We start from the raw sequence: 19,355 nt of genomic DNA, 5'->3' as shown, positions 1-19,355 counted from the left end.
CTTAACTTATCTTTGTGTACTAAAAACAATGCCTGAGGTTATCGCAGGCTCCTTTAAATACCAGATACTACCCGGTTCATTTTCCATTGCCCGGCGAGCAACATGATTAGAGAATAGCCAAAACATCAGGCCAAATAGTAACGACACTACTTCCACCAAAACTGATTCCAGGCTGTTTGGTGCCCAGAGTTCGGTACCCGGAATAACCGCAGCGATAAAGGATGTGACAGGCACGATTACACACAAAAGCGTCAAAAGTTTAAGTCCGTAAATTGCCGTTCGTGCCGGACCGTAAACAAATGCAGAGATCACGACACTAAAAAAACTTATGTAGTAAACGAACAAATAAGCATGATTTATGTTCACAGGCGTCAAAGTGAGCCATTTATTGCTGGCAAATACCGCTGCAATGCCCATAAGCGCACCAAGGCTGACACCTACTGTAAGTGCCCCCATCACTTTATAACTCCGACTCTGCTGAACTCCTTTGTTACGCCTTTTCTCAAGCCACAAAATATTCCCAGAATAAAATAAACCCGCGCCTGCCAGGCCCATCAAAAAATAAGCCCAGCGAACTAGATCCCCGCCATAACTGCCAAAATGCAGACTAAAAAAAGTAGATACGATTTTAGCCCATATATTTTGCTCCGGATGTGCAGCACTGGAAGAGGCAATTTCAAACGTATAAGGATTTATGAAGACATAGTCATTTAACGCGCCTCGCATTAGCTGGTCTTCATTCACTACACCTACGCTGGCTGATGCGGCTGGTTTAGTCAGGTTTGCATATCTGATATAAGAGACAGCGTATCCGGGCGCATGCGCTTCTACTTTCGCTACTAACTCTGATACTTTTGGTAAGTCTGCTAACTTTCGCTCGATTTTTGAAGGCTCGGTTCCTGGGAATAAAGGCTTATCCCCATAAAATTGCGACAAACCGCCATAAAACACGTCATGATACGCAAAAACGGTTATGGTCATAGCAATCACAATGTGAAACGGTAAACTCGCAATACCCAGCAGATTATGACCATCCAGCCAAAAACGCTTTCTTTCTCCGTCCCGGCGCAGCGCTTGAAAACGCTTAACCAGGGTTGGGAGCAGAAATATCACACCAGAAACTAACGCTATAAAGTATGCAAATGCAGCAATACCGAGTACAAAAATCCCAGCCTGATGATGATCAATTTCTCCAATAATGCCCGCGGTGCGATGCAACATATCCAGCATAGCCGAAAGCGTATTTACAGGCACCAGTTGGGTAACCAGCTCACCGTCACTATTCAATGTTCCGTGCCACTTAACCTCATCCAGGGCAAGCCCTCTCCCATTACCCTGCTCGTACCAACTTACAGGCGATAACGACTTATCAAAATGCAGGGTTACGCTGTCAGCGACTTTTGGATACGCCTGTAGCACTTTTTGCAGCAATTCATCATAGCGTTCGGCAGCTATTGCAGGCATATGTTTTTCCGGAGATGTCGCCCATCGGTCGATCTCCGGGGCAAACATCACCAATGCACCGGCAAAGAAACCGATAAACAACAGTAAGCTGGTCGTTATGCCAGTCCAGGTATGTAGTGTTTGATAGGTGCGCAGAATGTCCGCTCTCACTTTCATAACGCACTCCTTAAAACCGCCTGCATCGAAAAACATACCGCACTGGCCAATAACAAATAACCCCAGGCCTGTTTTCCCGTTTTAAACAAAAAAGTCAAACTGAGTATTACCAACCAGACAGGCGCGATAATCCACATGTTGAACTGTGTTTTCCACAATAATTCTGAGTTTGTGAGCGTCCCCTTGAGACCATCCGGACCAAACCACACGATTAGACCAACAAACGCAAAACTCAGCAGTCCCCCAGCTATAATGCCAGCCAGAGACTTGCTCACCCAATGTGGCTGAATATGTGTGCCACTCTTCATAGCTTTCCCTTGTTGTGACTCGTTAATAGTGCAACAAAAGGAGGAATAATTAACCCTAACATGATCACCACAAAGCTCTGGAAAATAACTGAGGGCCCCTTCATTTGCGAAAAAATAAAGCCATATGCACAAAGCAGTATCAGGTAAGATGCCAATCGAAAACCGTTGCTTAGCGTTCTAGGTAATAACTGCTGATTTTTATTACTGAGGTAAAATAACAAGGTACCTGCGACCAACAATAGTACCTGAAATGAATTGAGCACTATCCCTCCCTGTATTTATTTTTTACGATAACCCGCGCATTATACACAAACAGTATTGATAATCACTACCATTTAATTTGGCGAAACAGGTTATCCGCTATGCTCGGCTTTTTTGTTTTTATACAACGCGCGAGTACGTAACAAGTGGTAAGCACGGCCTATAAGAACCAAACAAATTGCACCTGTTAATACCGGAAACAGTAAAAATGTCCATCCTTGACCAGTGAGCATAATAAATAATGGATTTGCACCTGCTGGCGGGTGCACCGTTTTCGTATACATCATTAACATTACTGCTAATCCTGTTGCAGTTCCCAGCGAGAATGCATTTAGTGGGGCAAGTTCAACAAAAACGACCCCACCAGTGCAGTAATAAAATGACCTGCTATCACATTGCGCGCTTGGGCCAGTGGACTTTCGGGCAAGACAAAGATCAGCACGCAAGACGCGCCAAAGGCTGCCATTAAAAGCCAGTACTCTTGCTCATGCTGCCCAACCAGAGCCAGAGCAGTAATTGCTAGCATAGAACCTAAACCAGCAGAAAAATAGACAATCCAGTTTGACACAACACCTCCTTAGGTAGACCAATCGTTCTACCCAACATGGTAGACAGATTTGTCTACCCGTGTCAAGATAGACACAAATAATGGGAGGTAGATATGTCAGATAAACGAGAGTTGTTGCTAAGCAAGGCGTTAGAACTGTTCTATCAAAAAGGGATCTGTGGCGTTGGAATAAACGAGATCATCGCGCACAGTGGCGTTGCTAAAAAAACCCTTTATCATCATTTCAGTTCCAAAGACGACCTGGTGCTTGCTGCATTATCACTTCGGGATCAGCAATATTTGCAGTGGCTAAGCGGCAAGTTGTCCGGGGCGCAAAGCAATACAGCGCTGATTGAGCTACTGTTTCATGCATTGAGCGACTGGTTTCATGATCGTGAACCTGAGCTTGGACCCTTCAGAGGGTGCTTTTTCATTAACACCGCCAGTGAATCCGCCTCACTGAATGCACAAATCCAGGATAGCTGTGCCAGGCATAAAACAGCCGTGAGACACTTGATCACACAAAGTTTGCCCCAGCCAGATGACAGATTGGTTGATACCTTGTGTTTACTAAAAGAAGGTGCAACGGTATCAGCCTTTGTTCAAGGTGACAAACAGGCAGCTTCTCGTTGTATCGATATTGCGCTAGCGTACAACGCTCATCCTGCATTTGGGGTGTAATCTTGTGAAATTTAACCCTCAAGCTCACTGCACTATAATCCCTTCATCATCACGAACCATATGTTTTGGTCAAGATCAACTATGCAACAAGATAACTACCTTAAACATGGCGCCCTGACACTTTGTGTCTCGGTTATAGTCGGCTTTATCGTTGATTATGCGTTTAACCTCAGCCTTAGCCGTAATCTGAGCGCTCATGAATACGGCGACTACAAAGTCGCCTACGCTTATGCCACAATTTGCGGCGTTATGGTGCTATTAGGAGGTGATCGCGTCGCCCCCAAGTTTCTGGCTAAACCGCTGGCGGACAACGCAACCAGCCAGGTCGGAGGGTTCGTCTTATTCTTTTGTAAAATTGCAGTTAGCCTATCCCTGATAGTCTTTGTTTTTACTTATTTAACTGGTTACTGGCACATAGGTAGCTGGTCTCTGGAAGAACATCATGCATTACTATGGATATCTGCTGCTATTCCACTGATAGCAATCGGCGCCATATTGAGCCGGGTATTACAAAGCGCGAAGATGTTAGTTTATGCCAATTTACCCTGGCGGATTGGCTTACCACTTGGGAAAACAATAGCCGTCATCGCATTGGCTGCTTTACTGGAACAAGTTCACCTTTGGCAGGTAATTGCCGCAGGCATTGGGCTATTACTTATTATAACGTCATTGCAGTTAGCCATTTTACGCAAGAAAAATCTACTGTCTTTTACTTCTTTGACGCCCGTCAACGACGGCACAAAACTGTTGATGACGTCCGTTCCTATGATGCTTGCGATGTTAGTTACTATCGCAATCTCTCAATTAGACCTGTACATGTTGGAGTTACTCGCTCTGGAGCACGAGGTGGGCCATTACGCTGGTGCAGTAACGACGGCTCATATGTTGCCGGTCGCACAAGTCAGCATCATAGCGCTATTTGTACCTTTGCTGGGTCAGGCTTTAGACAAAGGCGAAGAACATGCCGAACATGTGCTATGGCAAGCTCAGCGAGTCATGGTGGTGGTCGTTGTTTTACTATCGATAGCATTAATGGCGTCAGGCTCTCACCTTTTAAAATTGTTTGGTGAGGACTTTTTTACAGCTAAGGAAGCATTAAGGTACCTGATACTGGGATCCTGTTTCTGGGCTGTTACAGCGTTTATCTCTACCTGGCTTCAATACACAGGTAAAGGGAAATATGTTGTCGTTATTGGGCTTTTAACATTATTTACCGACGCGATATTGAACTGGTTACTAATTCCATCTCACGGCATTACTGGAGCGGCAATTTCTACGTGTGCGGCATTATTCCTGGCTTCTTTGCTGACTTGGATTACCTTTTTAACATTTAAAAAGCAACGTCAATCCAGACGAAATATGCAATCAGCATAACCAAACAGCAACTAACACGGCATTTTAAATAATAACCCGTTAAAATAATTGACACATTCTATACCCTTTTGTAATTTAATTACTGTGCTAGTTTGCACCACAAAAATAAGAATAATAAGGAAAATTATGAAACAACGAGTAAAACAAAGTGGGTTTTTTATTCTGATGTTGTGCCTGGGTTTAAGTTTGGGCATAGCATTGAAACACGCTTACACCAAATTGTCATTCAATCCAGACAAAGTTACGCCAAGTACCGCAATGCTTCACTTAGCGCAACCGGAGCATTACCAGTTGCATCACTTTAATCAAAAATGCGTTGGCTCACAGCCCAAACTGCGTGTGTCCTGATTAAGATAATGCGACCTATCTAGTCACTTAAATAGCGTCCGGAAAACCAGCTAACTCAGATATTAACACGGTGTCCGGTCGCTATTTTTTCACATTGTCAATTGCGAAAAACAGATAGATAGACTCCCTGCCATTGTTGCGCTATCTTAAAAAGTGTTACAGACGTATGGTCAATGACGGGAGACAATTTGCGATATACCTTATTAGCGCTTTTCTGCACTTTGTTTATCACGTCCGTCACAGCAACCCCTCAGATCGTCTCCAGATCTTCAGCTGATATACTTAGAGAAGCTGAAGATTACATCATTGTTGAACCCTCTCATTCTTATCGACTGCTCAGGCAAGTTTCTACAATCACCAACCTTTCTCCACCACAACAGATCCGCTGGCATTTAATTAAGGTACGCTCAGCGATTGCCACGAACAATTTAGGCGATATTGAAGCTGAACTCATCGCGCTGTTGAAGCTTCAACATCATAGCGATTTCCAAAAGCGCCTTACAAGTATACTAAGCGCAATGGGTATCGCTTTGAGACGTTTAGGCTACTTTTCACAGGCTAAATCTTTCTACACCTGCGCACTGGAACATGAAATAGCGGACAAAAAGCGAATGGCTTTGCTTATCAACCTGGCGGTGCTCTCGCGCCATATGAATGATTACCCTCTGGCTAAGCAGTCTTACAGGGCAGCGCGAGACATAGCACTGAGGCTCCATCATGAACGTGCCCTTGCAAACATAAATAATAATCTTGGCACCTTAGCGCTAGACGAAGGCAATATAGAGTTGGCAGAAAAATATTATCGAGAAGCACTTATCGGCTATCAGTCCAGCGATAAGCGCAGTGGAAACATAACCGCTGGCACTAATTTATTGCTCATTTTTGTAATTCAGGGCCATACTCTCAATTTTCAGCGACTGATAAGTCCAATTTCAGCCTTAGTAGACGCATACCCTGATGAATCAAAAAAAGCCTTGCTATTGTGGTTGATCAACGCAAATGAGGCGAACTTGGGCAAGCTTCTGTCACAAGGTGCAAAAGACGAGTTAACATCTGCATTTTACCGCCTTGAAAGTGTCAAGCTACAGCTTTTGATAAAGCGTTATCTCGCACCCAAAATGCATTTAGATGTCACCCCGGATAAAAGCCCGGTCCAGATCACGAAACCCACCCCTGCGTGGTTAAGGGCTCGCAAGTTTTGTACATAGCCCTGAGTTACTCCTATTGCTTAGAAAAATCCTTGGTTTCCAGGTAAAGTGCTTCAACAAACTCATATGACATCGGAAGATCTCGAGGCTGTGCCAATTGGAAAGTTAACCCTTGAACTGGCCGTTGGCAAAAGTCATCCGCTTGCATGTAAGGGTAGCGTAACTCTCTTAGAATTATCGAATTACCCTTTCGCGGTGCCTAATACGTCACCGTTTTGTGGTGAATTTCGTGGGTCACGTTGTGATGGCTGGTATATTGAGTGTGCTTTCATGATTATATATGAACGACCGTGCACATCTCTTTAGCAGCTCAGCAATAGGTAATATGAATGAAAAAGCCAGCTTAATACTGGCTTTTGTGGTAACAAAATCGATTATGCCGATTTGGCTCGCTGTGCATCTTTCTTTGCTTGCTTCTGCTCTTTGCGAGCACGCAAAGTTTCCTGTGCTTCATGACCAATGTGTCCTTCACCGCGCTGTTTCGCTAATTCAATTTGCTTTTGACGCTCAGCAAAGCGGGCTTTTTGCTCCTCAGTCACATTTTCATGGCAGTGGTGGCAGGATACACCTTCCATATATTCAGGACGTTGCATTTCTTCTTCGGTTATCGGCATGCGACATGCGTGACACTGATCGTAAGAGCCCTTGTTTAGGTCATGATCCACCGCAACACGGTTATCAAAGACAAAACACTCACCTTCCCACATTGTTTCCTCTTTTGGCACATCTTCCAAATACTTAAGAATACCGCCTTCCAGATGATATACTTCTTCGAAACCCTGCTCTTTCATGTACGCCGTTGACTTTTCACAACGAATACCGCCGGTACAAAACATAGCGACTTTCTTATGCTTTGCTGGATCAAGGTTTTTCTCTGCCCACGCCGGGAACTCACGGAAAGTTTTTGTATTTGGGTCAATGGCGTTTTTGAATGTGCCTATCTCGATTTCGTAATCGTTACGGGTATCAACCAATACCACGTCAGGGTCAGAGATCAGTGCATTCCAGTCCTGCGGCTTAACATAAGTACCCACCACTTCTTTAGGATCGATACCCTGAACACCCATGGTGACGATTTCTTTTTTCAGCTTGACCTTAGTGCGATAAAACGGGCAGGTTTCGTCGTATGACTCTTTATATACAATGTTGTCAAGACCAGGCTGTTTGTCCAGCCACGCCAGTAAAGCGTCAATGCCTTCACGTTTGCCAGCGACCGTGCCGTTTATACCTTCTTCTGCAAGCAATAAAGTACCGCGCACTTCATTGGCCTCCATCACATCCAGCAAAGGCTGACGGATCGCTTGATAATTTGGCAAGGACACAAACTTGTACATTGCACATACAACAAAATGGTTATTCATAACTTTCTCTTCGATAAGCTTTAAAACAGCCTACACTTAAGCACGACGTGTAAGCACATAACCGGATCGTAAATCCGGCGCCAGGCGCGATATTTTACGGATTTTAAGGATAATTGCAAAACCGTTTGTCAGCGACCAAAGCAGAACTGACACAAAGCGCGGTAAAGTTATGGTGGTAGGTAGACTTAGTTTGTTATAATACTGCGTTTTAGAAAATAATTACTGGAGAAAAGTACCTTGAGATTTTCCGAACTGGGTCTTGACCTGCGCTTTGAAAAACAATTAGAACACCAGGGGATCACAGCCCCAACCGAGATCCAGGCTCAGGCCATTCCCACAGCCCTTGCCGGGCACGATACCTTTGCACAGTCAAAGACAGGTTCAGGAAAAACTCTGGCTTTTCTGCTGCCCGCTGTACAGCGAGTCATGAAACAAAAAGCGCTCAGTAAACGCGACCCTCGTGTACTCATCGTAGCACCCACTCGTGAGCTGGCCACGCAGGTGTTTAACCAATGTCGCCTATTAATTGCCGGTACCGCGATGTCTTGCACTAAAGTGCTAGGTGGTGAGAACTTTAATGATCAGGTAAAAGCCCTGCGTAAAGATCCTCACTTTGTGATCGGCACGCCCGGTCGTATTACTGACCATATAGAACAGCGCAGCTTACAACTTCATGGTCTTGAATTACTGATTTTTGATGAAGCCGACCGTATGCTGGACTTAGGCTTTGAAAAACAACTTTCGACCATTAACCAGGCAGCCGATCACCGACTTCGTCAGACTTTATTATTTTCAGCAACGCTTGAGCATGCTCAAATTGAAATCACCTCCAGAGATCTGCTCAAATCACCCAAGCGAATTCTGCTCAGCGGTAGTAATGAAAAGCATGATGATATTCGTCAGGCGATGTATTTTGCCGACCACCTGGATCACAAAGAGGCGCTGTTAAAGCACTTCGTACAACAGGATAACGTTAAGCAATGCATTATTTTCACGGCAACGCGTCAGGATACAGTTCGGTTCAGCGAAATGCTTAACGAACTTGGCATCAAAGCAGTTGCACTGGCGGGCGATTTGGCACAAAGTAAACGTCTGGACATCATGGACGCATTTAGCCGTGGTCTGTATAAGGTGTTAGTTACCACAGACGTTGCTTCTCGTGGCCTTGACCTGCTTAACGTATCACACGTGATCAATTTCGACTTACCAAAGCAGGCTGAAGAATACGTGCATCGAATTGGCCGTACAGGCCGCGCCGGCTTTAAAGGAGACGCGATTTCTTTTGTCGGTCCTAAGGACTGGAAAAGCTATGAGGCAATTGCAGCTTATCTGAAAGAATCAGTTCAGTTTCAGGCAGTCGAGGGGCTGGAAGCTAAATTTAAAGGGTTTAAGCCAAAAGCGACCAAACCGAAACAAAATGCAAAGCCTCAATTAGCGAACACAAAAGCCAAAGCAAAACGCGCACCCAAACGAAAACCGCAACAACCTAAAAAGGCCGTCCCGGCACCATTTGATGTCGATGGGCACGCACCACTAAGAAGAAAACCTAAAAAGCCAACCGAGGAATAAATATGCTAGGTACTACTCAGTTTTTAATGATCGAAGAGATCTGTGCCGAAGGCGCATACCTGGATGGCAAGGAGCATGGCGACGTTTTTCTGCCGCTTAAAGAGCTGCCCGATCATTTGGAAGCAGGTGACAACGTTGAAGTGTTTGTCTTTAGTGATAATCAAGGCCACCCCTGTGCAACCACGCAGAAGCCTCTCGCTCAGTTAGGTCAGTTTGCCCTGCTACGCGCAAAACAAATTAATAAAGTGGGTGCATTCTTAGATCTCGGTATCAGCAAAGATGTATTGGCACCTTACAACGAGCAGAAACCAAAAATGCGCGAAGGCTACAGCTACCTGGTTAAGCTTTACCTCGACAATGCCAGCAAGCGTTTGTGTGCCTCAAGTAACCTGGGTAAATTTCTGAACAAAACGCCTGCTCAGTACAAAAAATTTGAGCAAGTTGAACTGATTGTCGTAGCAAAAACTGACCTGGGATATAAGGTTATTGTTAATGAACAACATTTTGGCATGGTGTTTTTTAATACCGTGTTTAAGCGTATGTACATAGGCCAGCGCATGATAGGTTATGTTAAACAGGTTCATGAAGACGACAAAATTGATATCTTACTTGAAAAACCTGGCATGGATAAGATTTCAGAGCTGGGCGAGCTGATCCTTCAAAAGCTGGAAGAGAACAATGGTTTTTTGCCATTGGGCGACAAGTCAGATCCTGAATTGATCAAAAAAACCTTCTCCACCAGCAAGGCCAATTTTAAGAAGGCCATTGGTGGTTTGTTCAAGCAGGAAAAGATCCAAATTGAGGCCACATCAATTTCACTTTTGAAAACAAAAAGTAAAAATTAATACAATTTTAATTTTACATTCAACTTGAATTTCCCTAATATGCGAACGCGCTTGTCATTTGGATACAAGCGCGTTTGACTTACATAAGGAAATTTATAATGAAAGTTCTAAAAACGTCGTTAATTCTGGCAGCCCTTACTCTAACTGGTGCTGCTCAGGCCGCCTCTCTTGGTGTCAGTATTGAAGAGCAACCTCGTCCGGGTGTACCACAAGCACGTTGGACAACAGTAAACATTGGTGACGCCTATTCGCAAAACCAGAACGCGAAGTTTAACTACAGTGTTTCCAACTACACCATCAACTTTTCGTGGACGACCAATGACGGTGCCACAGGTGGCTGTAACATTTATTACGATGTAAACAAAGATAGCTCGAATAACTTTAATGATCAGGTTGCTAAACGTCGATATGACACAACTAAAGCAATTCTGACCAATCTAAAGCAAGGTGATGAGCTATTCATTCAGTCGGCGTTCGGACGCGATGGCGACCCTTGTGAAGTAACGTTAAGACACAGCATCAGCCTGTGATCTGATATGATGGCGCACTGATGTGCGCCATTTCTGCTCTTTGACTAACCAATTTCAAACGATGTTACGCCAAACGTTTTTTCTATGCCAATATCAGGCACCATTTGCGTATACATTCGTGCCGTATCAAACACCGGTGTCATGTTAAGTTTTTCCGCAAGTCCAATCGCGGATGAATTACATGCTGGCACATCCAGGTAAACGGCACAATCACCGGTGACTTTTGAGCTCAATGTGCTAATTATAGCCTCAGCCTGCTGTGCATTTTGGGCAAACAAAGGGCCTATTTTATAGCCATCCCGGCACTGCCTGATAACCCCAACTCCCTGTAATTCTCCTCCAATCAACAAACCAACAGATACTGCATTGCTCTGTACCCGCCAGGCATGCCAAAACCGGGTTCTTTGTACCGGGAAAAATGGCTCAAGAAATCGCTCTATTGTTTTGTGCGGTAATGCGTTCAATTCAGTCATTTCTGCTGTACTTCGAACTGCTAGCCGCTGATTACTACCCTGATAACGACGATTGGAATAAGCCAAAGTAAAACCTGACTTTTTGTAGTTTTCCTGTTGTTCGACCACACCATCCAAACCAATATTACACCCGTCAAGCCTGGCCATGGCGGCCTGCCAGATTTTCAAACCAAAACCCCGCCCTCTATATTCAGGTTTAACAATATAGAATCCGACAAATCCAAAGAAATCATCATATTTGACCGCAGAGATTACAGCGATAGGCTCATCATTCAAAACCCCTACAAGAAACCCGTGCGGATCAGCCTGATAGTAGCATTGCGCATCCTCTAGCCCGGGATTCCAGCCTTCCTGTGCAGCCCAGTCAACCGCGAGATCAACTTCGGCACGAGTCATAGTGCGGATTGTATAGATGTTGCTCATAAATTAGCTCCTTGATGCGAATTTACATCTGACTTTCTTATATACCCGCACTATAACTGGCGTAGCAGGAAAAAGAAGTCCGATTAGCTAGGCGCGTACTATGCCCTTGCATCATGTTTACATGCCCTTCCTTTTGCAGGCCTCTGTAATCAGCGTGTTTATCATGTTTTTTTTATCTTGGCTATTTTCGATGACTGGGATGGCCCATGAACAGCCCGAAAGTTCAAAGTGAATTTTCCAGTTCTGCCAGGTTAACAGCTCCTCCAGTGTGTAACTTTGTCCGCCCCCGGTGTCTGCGATCCCTCCTCCTATAGACTGACTGATAGCAAAGAGCTTTTCGCTGAAAGGCGCTATAGACACAGAAAAAACATGATGGGTAGGATGACGATCCGTCGGTGCTTGATTTCTGCGGCAAAGCCCGAGCCACTGTCTTGCTAGCAATTCAGGCTCTATTTGCTTTGAATTAAGAAACAGATAGTCCGCATCCAGCTCACCGCCAAATTCTAAGGATACTTTTTCTGGCGTAAACGTAAATCTCTTGGCGTTACAGGGATAGGCCAGCGCTTGCCAGCCAAAAGCCTTTCTGGGATACTTAAACAAAGCAAGCGATACTCATTATCTGGAAATTGTATAATCAACTCCCCTGATTCGTTGGGTATTATCCTCACAATCCGTTAGATTACTTGCTCAGGAGAAATCGACTCAATTTCAGATGGACTACGGTCACTGTTTGGCTGAGAAGATCTAGAAGAAACCTTTTCCATAACCAACATGATGGCTAACCCCACGACGGCGATAACAAATGCGACTAGCAATTTTTCTCCTAATCGGTTCCAATGGCAGTACCTTAGCTCAAGCTGGTCACTGCCAGTGCGCAACATATTTCGAGCTACTTATATCGCTCAGGAAACATTTTTCTTAATATAATGCCTGACCATAGATTGACGTCGATTTCTCTGTGCCTGATTGCGTGGCGATTTACAACATCCATAATATCCATAACAAGCGCAGAAAAAGCCCCTGGATCTTTGAAAAACTCTGCCTGAGCTTTTTCACAGTCGCTATACACAGACAGGAATAATGGATTGTGTTCTAGCTCTCTTGCAAGACTCTCATCATAGTCCAACATGATAGCTGGCTTGTTGTTCTCGCACTTGGGTGTCTGAACATTGTCTTCATTAGCATTGTCTTCAGATTTATTTCGCCGAGCTCGTTTCTTAAAAAATGAGACCACAGAGCAGACTATAAATGCGCAGAACATAACCAGCATATAGACTTGTATATAGCTCACAACTCGTCCTTAGTACTGCACAAAAGCTTTAACCATGGCAATGAATAGCGAGAACAGTACCATTTAGCCTCGCAATCATCAATCACTTACAATTTATTCCAATCATATTTACAGCGCGCAGGACTTGTGAGCGATATGTCACGGCCACTTATTTGAAATAAATAAAAGCTACCCAGCCTCGCTCGTGGTTAGTAATTGTAATCTACTGTAATACAGCCAATGGCAAACCTTGACTAGGCTTTAGCCCGACGAGCGGTTGAACACAAATCAAAGAGGAATTGAGATGAGCCAACAAATCCCAAATGGTCAAACCAAAACTGATCCTGCATGGCATAAACGTAAATGGTCAGACATTCAGGTCAGTGGTAATTGGTTAGCAACCCAGACCAGTAACAAAACCACTGATTTCGTTACTCAAGGTAATACACCTGGCAACGTCGGTATTTGCTTTTCCGGTGGCGGTTCCATTGCCATGATTGCTGCACTAGGTCAGATGCGAGCACTCAACGATATGGGTGTGCTCGGGCAGGCACGGGCAATTTCAACGGTATCTGGCGGGAGCTGGGCAGTTGTACCTTTTACTTATCTACCGGATCATATAGACGATGCGACTTTTCTCGGCCCTTTTGTAGAAGATCCTTCCACGCTGACAGTGAGTACTTTAGATTACGCACCATCGGGCTATCTCGGCACAACCGTCACTCTGGATGGCATTAAGTGGGATAACATGGCGTATTCGGCTGGAAAGTTATTTGTTAACCCATACTTTCCAAATAACCGGATCTGGAATTATCAAATAGCAAAGAACATTCTGGAACCATCGGGATTGTCTTCCACTCATTTCGACGGACTTATGACGCCAGTCATAGAAACCGCATGGTTTGCGTATAATCAGGCAGATGCAGCATACATAAAGGCACAGAACCCGGGGTTACCTGACACAGTGCACACATATCAGCAAAGCGAGGGGCGTATAAAACGACCGTTCCATTTGTGCAATACAGCCGCATTTATTACGCCGAATACAAACCCGCAAACCGGTGATATGCTGGCGCCCGTCCAGTGCACCGCTATCGCAACAGGCATCTTTGCTGAAGACTTAGGAACTGTGGAAACGACGGCTACTGATTTACAACAGGTTGGTGGCGGTTTAGTGTCCAGTTATTGTTTTGACACTCAACTCACCTCCTCTGCCAAGTCCAGCATCAGTGCTAAACTGCCCCTGAATAATGACAATCAGGTCTCAGCATTTTCACTGGCTGATATTACCGCCAATAGCAGTGCATTTTTTGCAACGGCCATTCAAGGAATGGATGGCATAGATCCTAAATATAATTACTGGTCAGCGGCAGATGTTGCTGAGGAAAAGCCGGGTGTGGCTGCACGCTTTGCGGATGGCGGTGGCATTGAAGACAATGGTATCGCCAACCTGCTTGCCTTTGACGATATTGATCAGGTGCTGTCGTTCTCAAACGCCCTGCAAAGTGTTTACCGTGACCCAGATAACTCAGACAACAGCTGGAATATTGTGGTTGATATGTGGTTACCCACTTTGTTTGGATATACTCCTTACCAGCACACAGGCAATAAAGCAGGGTTATCGATTGGCTATCATCAATATGCAAATCTCACTGAAGCTCAGTTACAGGGGCAAGGCATTCGCTACTTCAGACACAACCAGATATTTGACTCAGCACTTTTCCAGCCATTTTTACAACAGCTATGGGCCAGCATGGACAACTACACCAGACCTGCGGTTTACTTCAACGACGCCATAGAGGTGATGGAAAATACCTGGTTTGACATTAAACCTCGTACCATTAAGTGGCTGTTGATCCACTATGGCCCGAATAAAACATTTGAAGCAACGCTAAAACCGGATGTAAGAGCAAAACTAGACTCATACACTACGCACTTTTCAAACGTTCGTAAACAGCACCCAAAACTCTACCCTCCAACGCCTCTGGATAATCAGTTTCCTAATATGGTTTTATTTGCAACTCATATGGAAGCGCCCTTAATGAACCTGTTTGCTCACTCCACCAGTTACGCGACAAACACGGAGCGAGAACGGATCCAGACAATGTTTAAATAGCCATGAGTTTAAATAGCCCTGAGACTTTTTGGCGGCCGACAGGCCGCTTTGTTTCTATGCAGCTGGTGAGTTTAAGGCGTGCTTCTTACAATGCCCTTAGCCTTAAAGCCAGCATATACACACCAAAATAAACCAACCAGAATAGTAAAAAAGGTATAAATGCGAAGGCAAGTGTTCCCACCAGGAGCCTTGATGGCTCAGCTGCGAAAAGACTTATCACGCTTAATACCATTGCAATGATTGCAGGGGCAGGAAAAGAAAACGGGAACACCCAAATAAATGCCGGGCTAAAAAAACAAGCTAACAGGCCACTTCGCAACGCCATTTTTTCTTTAAGCTGAGATTTTCGGACTTGCTGTAGCCAAATAAGACAATCAGGCCAGCAATAATCACGTAGATTATAGGCAGAAGTATCAGCATCCACATACAGCCTTTTTCCTATCGTTTATCTGAATCAAATTTAAAGGTGACATCAAAACATCGGTGAGCGTGTTCTGACGCGTTAAACCGCCAATTTTTTAAAGCCCTAATTGACTCGCGGCTGAAGACTCGGCTCATTTTAGAATCATTAATGTGATAACCAACTAACTTGCCGCTATTGTCAACCGTCGCCCGAATATGGACAAAAGCGACCTCCTCAAGGTGTTCTGTATGTAATGGCCAGGCGGGATTTACATGCTCCACCAACTGGAACGGCTCACCAATGCAAGATTCAACCACATATGTTTCAGTTTCAATAAAACTGACTAATGCCGAGGTTAAAAACAATTCAATCATTTTTATAATAGCTTTGGTGAAAAATACATCAACAAATAGCTGAGCGTAACCTTACTCATGGTCCTCAACCCACTCCCTGTGTTGTTCCATGAAGTATTCCCAGTACTCAGTTTCGCCCGAAATAGTTTGCAATTGACGCTCAATAATAGCGAGCTCTCTGGGGTCTGTAATTGTATTCTCATCGGGGCTAACTTGAGCAAAGCTCTGCTTACTGAGTTTGTTTAGATACAAAAGCGACTCCAAGAAAGAATTCAATGAAGTTGAAACTTGCTCTGGGATCCATTCCCCCTCGCCATGCATAGCTGTATAAACCGGCATCATAGGATCACTTGTATCAACAAAAAACGGGTCGCCCAATTCACTGTCAGTAGCTATGACAACCCAGCTTTGATGCCAACTTCCCTCTTCTGTTCCCGTTAAATCTGAGCCATCGGGGTGAATGCTATAGCCTATTTGTAGCCTGGCCAAAGTTGACTCATTAGCTACACTAATGCCGGATGCACCAAAGAACACCTCACTTATAGTGTGAGAGGTTAATGCTGTACTTATTTTCGTTATTGAACGTTCCACTTAAGAGTGCCCTCTTGTTGTGATTAAACTGCTATTCAACAAAATCCTTGATAACCACGTAAAGAGAATAATTCCCACCATATCAGCAATATAGTCATGCATATCTAAAGTTCTCGTTGGTATAAGATACTGACTTAATTCTTCCACTGTGGCAAAAACAAACACGGCGGCTGTGCCCCAAAAGACATCAATCGTACCGAGCTTGAAAACTTTAAATTTGCTGGCAACGTTAACGCATAAAGTGAGGGTACCAAACAATACGAAATGGCCAACTTTATCTCCATATGGAATAATTTTCACAAGTTCAAAAAAAAGGCTTGGCTGAGCGGTGTTCGCCAAATAAATTATCCAGATGATAAAAAGAAAAAAGCAACAGGATATTATCACAGTTAGTTTATACATAGCTCCTTCCTTAAAAGGTGAATGTTCTCAGTAATCATTTCCGTCACATCATACCTTTTTAGCGGTTTTGCCGCCTTCCCCCTCAGTAGATCCCTTTTTAAGAGTTTAAAGTTAGATGCTGCTTTATAAAAGACATTCAGCATATCGTGCACTTCTTCTTCGCCAGTCGTATGCAACTTAATCTCTGGGGGTGAAGACGGCTTTAATATGAGCTGAGCCAGCACATTAAATGAGGTTTTACTTTCTTTGAATGAACTATCAGATATGTCGCTCAATGCTTTCTGGAGTTTTGTTATTTTCTCTACAGAAATCTCATCAGCAACATTTCCAAGCTCTTTCTGATAACCAAATTTCTCTATGCGAATATTTGGGGCTGGATACCGTTTCGCTTCAGGTAAAAACACTTCCATTGCACTCATATGGCAAGGCTGGTGATCTTCGCAAGCATAAGCCAGGTTAAAAGTCGAAGCTAAAATAAAAAATACGGCTAAACGCAATTCATATCTCCTAGTACGATTGACCGCTTGGTGATGAAAACACCATGATGAGTAATTTACTAAAGTAACACACAAACGCCCCCTTTAAACTACTTCTAAATACCGGAAAATCAGCTGCGTGTACTGTGTAATACCCGGTAATGGTAACTTCTTAAAATTGCTCTAGAGTTAGGGTGACCGTCTCGATATTGAAAGGAATTTGTTATGCACCCCCTTAAATTTTCTCTGATCAGTGCTGCAATCACGGCTTTGCTTGCCTGCTCTACTGAGCCTTCAGGTTCCGTGGCTGACTCTGACAACACAGCCAGCCAGGATCCCTTGTTTTGCCCTGCAAATATTAACTGGGTAACGAACCCCAATAACCCACCGAGCGAAATTCCGGGAGGTGGGCAGAACCTGTGTCAGTTCTATCAGTTTTCCTGGCAATGGTTTATCTCTTTGATCAACGCGCCAAATGGCAAGGACCGAACCTTCTTAAATGAAGACCGCTATGCCATCTATCTAGGTAGTGATCAGGATTCTTGTGCGCCAAATACCCTGGAATCCAAACTGTTTGTCAGAGGAGATAAAGATCCGCACACCACCAGTGATGACTTCACTGCGCCCCATGAGATGAATCAGGCGCTGAGCAACGCCGTATTATATGACCAAAATGGTAATATTGTGCTGTATGAAACCCGTTTTGATCGGGGTATGTGTAATGTCGCTCAAGGCTCAGCAACACTGCCAGCCGGTACAACTGAAATCAAAACATCGTGGCGTAAAATCGCTGAAAAAGACATGCTTAACTACGTTTGGGTTCGCTCCGATACCAACAACAATGGCGAAATCGATGCCGATGAGCTGTATGGTATGGTTGGGTTTCACCTGGTAATTAGCACCAAAGACCATCCCGAGTTTATCTGGGCTACCTTTGAGCATAAATACAATGCACCAGACTGCCAAAAAGCAAATCAGCCAACCTCTGACTGGAGTTTTGCCAGTGAACAGTGTGCTGCGACCCTGCCAAATCCGGATGCAAATTGTGAGTTTAATAAAACGATAGATCCGACCAAAACTGGCAATTCTCCTCTGACAGGCCAACCGACGGAAGTCTGTCAGGTTTATGCTCAGGGTACAGCCGAAGGAGACAATCAGGCAGAGCACAACCGAGCTAATATCATTTCCCTAAACGAGCAATTGAACAAAGTGTTTAAGCGTATGCCAACCTATAACTCTTTAAGAGTACTGGCCAAATATGAACTGGTTGGCGGACTATGGTTGAATGATGTAAATCAACCATCTAAAAATCGAGACAACCAGCGGGGGTCCATTCAGCTGGCGAACACGACAATGGAAACCAATGCTCAGCAAGGATTTGGTGAGGTTGTCTATACAGGCCCTGAAAATCTACAACCAGCGGCAAACTGTTTTAACTGTCATGGCTATTCTGGCCCGACACAGAATGCCAAAGTAAGCCACATCTTTAGCTCCATCCATGGTTCTGGCAAGTAGCTTGTCTATACCAGTGATAACCCGCAACGCTCGGGTTATCACCTATGTCTTGCTGACCTTTTCTTAGATTTTAGCTTAACCTTAGTTTTTGTCCGTGTTTAATCACCGCTTTTACGTCTAGAATAGAGCGAATCTCCGTAACATCCGATGAGGAAAAACCATGATTGAACAAGGACACGCCTTGCCCCAAACCACTTTGAGTGAATTGACCGCTGATGGCATGGTCACGCACCACAGTGACACCCTATTTGCTGACAAAAAAGTGGTTGTGTTTGCCGTACCAGGCGCCTTTACACCGACCTGCTCTGCAGCTCATTTACCAGGTTATGTCGCCCTGGCCGACAAAATAAAAGCCAAAGGTGTCGATGCGATTGCCTGTGTTTCGGTGAACGATGCTTTTGTAATGAAAGCCTGGGGTGAGGCCCATAATGCAAGCGAAATTATGATGTTAGGCGACGGTGACGCGAGCTTTACCAAAGCGCTTGGTTTGGATATGGATACAGAGGGCTTCGGTGGGATCCGCTCTCAACGCTACGCAATGATTGTGGAGAACGGAATTGTCACCACTTTATTAGTTGAGGCGCCTAAGACATTTGAAGTCAGTAAAGCAGAAGTGATTCTGGAAAAGCTGTAAGCTTTTAAACTCAGGGGGCGCCAAGCTCCCTGCTATTCGGCGTTAGA

General features: G+C 44.5%; 21 protein-coding genes and 1 pseudogene. 10 read left to right on the top strand and 12 right to left on the bottom strand.

All coding sequences use genetic code 11. The features are described 5' to 3' along the window. Window positions 1–6: 6 nt before the first annotated feature. From ELR70_RS14555 to ELR70_RS14545, 3 genes and pseudogenes are all read right to left on the bottom strand, one after another. Window positions 7–1,620: a PepSY-associated TM helix domain-containing protein gene (locus ELR70_RS14555; RefSeq protein WP_054015141.1), complete on the bottom strand. Its 1,614-nt coding sequence runs from the start codon at window positions 1,618–1,620 to the stop codon at window positions 7–9. After that, window positions 1,617–1,928 (bottom strand): hypothetical protein, encoded by a 312-nt coding sequence (locus ELR70_RS14550; RefSeq protein ID WP_054015142.1) that lies wholly within the window; start codon window positions 1,926–1,928, stop codon window positions 1,617–1,619. The genes ELR70_RS14555 and ELR70_RS14550 overlap by 4 nt, the downstream gene beginning before the upstream one ends. Before the next feature lie 353 nt (window positions 1,929–2,281). Next, a pseudogene (locus tag ELR70_RS14545) lies at window positions 2,282–2,655 on the bottom strand (HPP family protein). A gap of 195 nt (window positions 2,656–2,850) precedes the next feature. On the opposite strand from ELR70_RS14545, the gene ELR70_RS14540 reads away from it, so the two are divergent. From ELR70_RS14540 to ELR70_RS14525, 4 genes are all read left to right on the top strand, one after another. Next, a complete protein-coding gene (locus ELR70_RS14540; protein ID WP_054015145.1) occupies window positions 2,851–3,417 on the top strand; it encodes a TetR/AcrR family transcriptional regulator in 567 nt (188 codons plus the stop codon). 81 nt (window positions 3,418–3,498) lie between these two features. Then, window positions 3,499–4,791, top strand: a complete 1,293-nt coding sequence (locus ELR70_RS14535) for a polysaccharide biosynthesis C-terminal domain-containing protein (RefSeq protein WP_054015146.1) — start codon at window positions 3,499–3,501, stop codon at window positions 4,789–4,791. Between the two features lie 126 nt (window positions 4,792–4,917). Further along, the gene (locus ELR70_RS14530; protein ID WP_054015147.1) at window positions 4,918–5,139 is read left to right on the top strand and encodes a hypothetical protein; all 222 of its coding nucleotides are present in this window, start codon (window positions 4,918–4,920) and stop codon (window positions 5,137–5,139) included. A 188-nt stretch (window positions 5,140–5,327) separates the two neighbouring features. After that, a complete protein-coding gene (locus tag ELR70_RS14525; RefSeq protein WP_160317366.1) occupies window positions 5,328–6,347 on the top strand; it encodes a tetratricopeptide repeat protein in 1,020 nt (339 codons plus the stop codon). A gap of 374 nt (window positions 6,348–6,721) precedes the next feature. Here ELR70_RS14525 and ELR70_RS14520 read toward each other — a convergent pair whose 3' ends face one another. Next, entirely contained in the window at window positions 6,722–7,708 is a 987-nt protein-coding gene (locus ELR70_RS14520; protein ID WP_054015149.1) for a rhodanese-related sulfurtransferase, read from the bottom strand. 237 nt (window positions 7,709–7,945) lie between these two features. Here ELR70_RS14520 and ELR70_RS14515 point away from each other — a divergent pair, with 237 nt between their 5' ends. The 3 genes from ELR70_RS14515 (at window position 7,946) to ELR70_RS14505 (ending at window position 10,652) form a co-directional block, all read left to right on the top strand. Further along, window positions 7,946–9,277, top strand: a complete 1,332-nt coding sequence (locus tag ELR70_RS14515) for a DEAD/DEAH box helicase (RefSeq protein ID WP_054015150.1) — start codon at window positions 7,946–7,948, stop codon at window positions 9,275–9,277. A gap of 2 nt (window positions 9,278–9,279) precedes the next feature. Further along, window positions 9,280–10,122, top strand: coding sequence for a S1-like domain-containing RNA-binding protein (locus tag ELR70_RS14510; RefSeq protein WP_082353171.1), 843 nt, complete (start codon window positions 9,280–9,282; stop codon window positions 10,120–10,122). A 98-nt stretch (window positions 10,123–10,220) separates the two neighbouring features. Further along, entirely contained in the window at window positions 10,221–10,652 is a 432-nt protein-coding gene (locus ELR70_RS14505) for a hypothetical protein (protein WP_054015152.1), read from the top strand. Window positions 10,653–10,696: 44 nt separating this feature from the next. On the opposite strand, the gene ELR70_RS14500 is transcribed toward ELR70_RS14505, so the two are convergent. The 3 genes from ELR70_RS14500 to ELR70_RS14490 all read right to left on the bottom strand — a co-directional run bounded on the left by ELR70_RS14500 (window position 10,697) and on the right by ELR70_RS14490 (window position 12,839). After that, window positions 10,697–11,548 carry a GNAT family N-acetyltransferase gene (locus tag ELR70_RS14500; RefSeq protein ID WP_054015153.1) on the bottom strand — a complete coding sequence of 284 codons (852 nt, stop codon included), beginning with the start codon at window positions 11,546–11,548 and terminating at the stop codon, window positions 10,697–10,699. Window positions 11,549–11,665: 117 nt separating this feature from the next. Further along, window positions 11,666–12,148: a hypothetical protein gene (locus ELR70_RS14495; protein ID WP_128064611.1), complete on the bottom strand. Its 483-nt coding sequence runs from the start codon at window positions 12,146–12,148 to the stop codon at window positions 11,666–11,668. A 289-nt stretch (window positions 12,149–12,437) separates the two neighbouring features. Further along, window positions 12,438–12,839, bottom strand: coding sequence for a hypothetical protein (locus tag ELR70_RS14490; RefSeq protein ID WP_054015155.1), 402 nt, complete (start codon window positions 12,837–12,839; stop codon window positions 12,438–12,440). Between the two features lie 283 nt (window positions 12,840–13,122). Here ELR70_RS14490 and ELR70_RS14485 point away from each other — a divergent pair, with 283 nt between their 5' ends. Beyond that, the gene (locus ELR70_RS14485; RefSeq protein WP_054015156.1) at window positions 13,123–14,934 is read left to right on the top strand and encodes a hypothetical protein; all 1,812 of its coding nucleotides are present in this window, start codon (window positions 13,123–13,125) and stop codon (window positions 14,932–14,934) included. An 85-nt stretch (window positions 14,935–15,019) separates the two neighbouring features. Here the strand turns inward: ELR70_RS14485 and ELR70_RS14480 are convergent, their stop codons facing one another. From ELR70_RS14480 to ELR70_RS14460, 5 genes are all read right to left on the bottom strand, one after another. After that, window positions 15,020–15,358: a hypothetical protein gene (locus tag ELR70_RS14480; protein ID WP_128064610.1), complete on the bottom strand. Its 339-nt coding sequence runs from the start codon at window positions 15,356–15,358 to the stop codon at window positions 15,020–15,022. Between the two features lie 14 nt (window positions 15,359–15,372). Further along, window positions 15,373–15,711 (bottom strand): TonB family protein, encoded by a 339-nt coding sequence (locus ELR70_RS14475; protein WP_054015158.1) that lies wholly within the window; start codon window positions 15,709–15,711, stop codon window positions 15,373–15,375. Window positions 15,712–15,762: 51 nt separating this feature from the next. Beyond that, window positions 15,763–16,179, bottom strand: coding sequence for an SMI1/KNR4 family protein (locus tag ELR70_RS14470; RefSeq protein WP_128064609.1), 417 nt, complete (start codon window positions 16,177–16,179; stop codon window positions 15,763–15,765). Between the two features lie 102 nt (window positions 16,180–16,281). Further along, window positions 16,282–16,683, bottom strand: coding sequence for a VanZ family protein (locus ELR70_RS14465; RefSeq protein ID WP_054015160.1), 402 nt, complete (start codon window positions 16,681–16,683; stop codon window positions 16,282–16,284). Beyond that, window positions 16,671–17,180, bottom strand: a complete 510-nt coding sequence (locus tag ELR70_RS14460) for a hypothetical protein (RefSeq protein WP_054015161.1) — start codon at window positions 17,178–17,180, stop codon at window positions 16,671–16,673. Before ELR70_RS14460 ends, ELR70_RS14465 begins: the two co-directional genes overlap by 13 nt. Window positions 17,181–17,384: 204 nt before the next feature. Here ELR70_RS14460 and ELR70_RS14455 point away from each other — a divergent pair, with 204 nt between their 5' ends. Both ELR70_RS14455 and ELR70_RS14450 read left to right on the top strand, forming a co-directional pair. Beyond that, the gene (locus ELR70_RS14455; protein ID WP_054015162.1) at window positions 17,385–18,674 is read left to right on the top strand and encodes a hypothetical protein; all 1,290 of its coding nucleotides are present in this window, start codon (window positions 17,385–17,387) and stop codon (window positions 18,672–18,674) included. Window positions 18,675–18,834: 160 nt separating this feature from the next. Beyond that, complete coding sequence (locus ELR70_RS14450; protein ID WP_054015163.1) at window positions 18,835–19,308, top strand: peroxiredoxin; 474 nt, start codon at window positions 18,835–18,837, stop codon at window positions 19,306–19,308. Window positions 19,309–19,355 lie beyond the last annotated feature (47 nt).

This window comes from Pseudoalteromonas sp. R3, assembly GCF_004014715.1.
Lineage (GTDB): Bacteria > Pseudomonadota > Gammaproteobacteria > Enterobacterales > Alteromonadaceae > Pseudoalteromonas.
This window is presented reverse-complemented; position numbering and strand designations above follow the sequence as displayed.

Bases quoted from the DNA above. Each gene is read 5' to 3' on its own strand.
- ELR70_RS14510 (WP_082353171.1), top strand. From the start codon at position 9,280: ATGCTAGGTACTACTCAGTTTTTAATGATCGAAGAGATCTGTGCCGAA.
- ELR70_RS14500 (WP_054015153.1), bottom strand. From the start codon at position 11,548: ATGAGCAACATCTATACAATCCGCACTATGACTCGTGCCGAAGTTGAT.
- ELR70_RS14505 (WP_054015152.1), top strand. From the start codon at position 10,221: ATGAAAGTTCTAAAAACGTCGTTAATTCTGGCAGCCCTTACTCTAACT.
- ELR70_RS14550 (WP_054015142.1), bottom strand. From the start codon at position 1,928: ATGAAGAGTGGCACACATATTCAGCCACATTGGGTGAGCAAGTCTCTG.
- ELR70_RS14455 (WP_054015162.1), top strand. From the start codon at position 17,385: ATGCACCCCCTTAAATTTTCTCTGATCAGTGCTGCAATCACGGCTTTG.
- ELR70_RS14555 (WP_054015141.1), bottom strand. From the start codon at position 1,620: ATGAAAGTGAGAGCGGACATTCTGCGCACCTATCAAACACTACATACC.
- ELR70_RS14475 (WP_054015158.1), bottom strand. From the start codon at position 15,711: ATGATTGAATTGTTTTTAACCTCGGCATTAGTCAGTTTTATTGAAACT.
- ELR70_RS14485 (WP_054015156.1), top strand. From the start codon at position 13,123: ATGAGCCAACAAATCCCAAATGGTCAAACCAAAACTGATCCTGCATGG.
- ELR70_RS14530 (WP_054015147.1), top strand. From the start codon at position 4,918: ATGAAACAACGAGTAAAACAAAGTGGGTTTTTTATTCTGATGTTGTGC.
- ELR70_RS14520 (WP_054015149.1), bottom strand. From the start codon at position 7,708: ATGAATAACCATTTTGTTGTATGTGCAATGTACAAGTTTGTGTCCTTG.
- ELR70_RS14540 (WP_054015145.1), top strand. From the start codon at position 2,851: ATGTCAGATAAACGAGAGTTGTTGCTAAGCAAGGCGTTAGAACTGTTC.
- ELR70_RS14535 (WP_054015146.1), top strand. From the start codon at position 3,499: ATGCAACAAGATAACTACCTTAAACATGGCGCCCTGACACTTTGTGTC.
- ELR70_RS14450 (WP_054015163.1), top strand. From the start codon at position 18,835: ATGATTGAACAAGGACACGCCTTGCCCCAAACCACTTTGAGTGAATTG.
- ELR70_RS14465 (WP_054015160.1), bottom strand. From the start codon at position 16,683: ATGTATAAACTAACTGTGATAATATCCTGTTGCTTTTTTCTTTTTATC.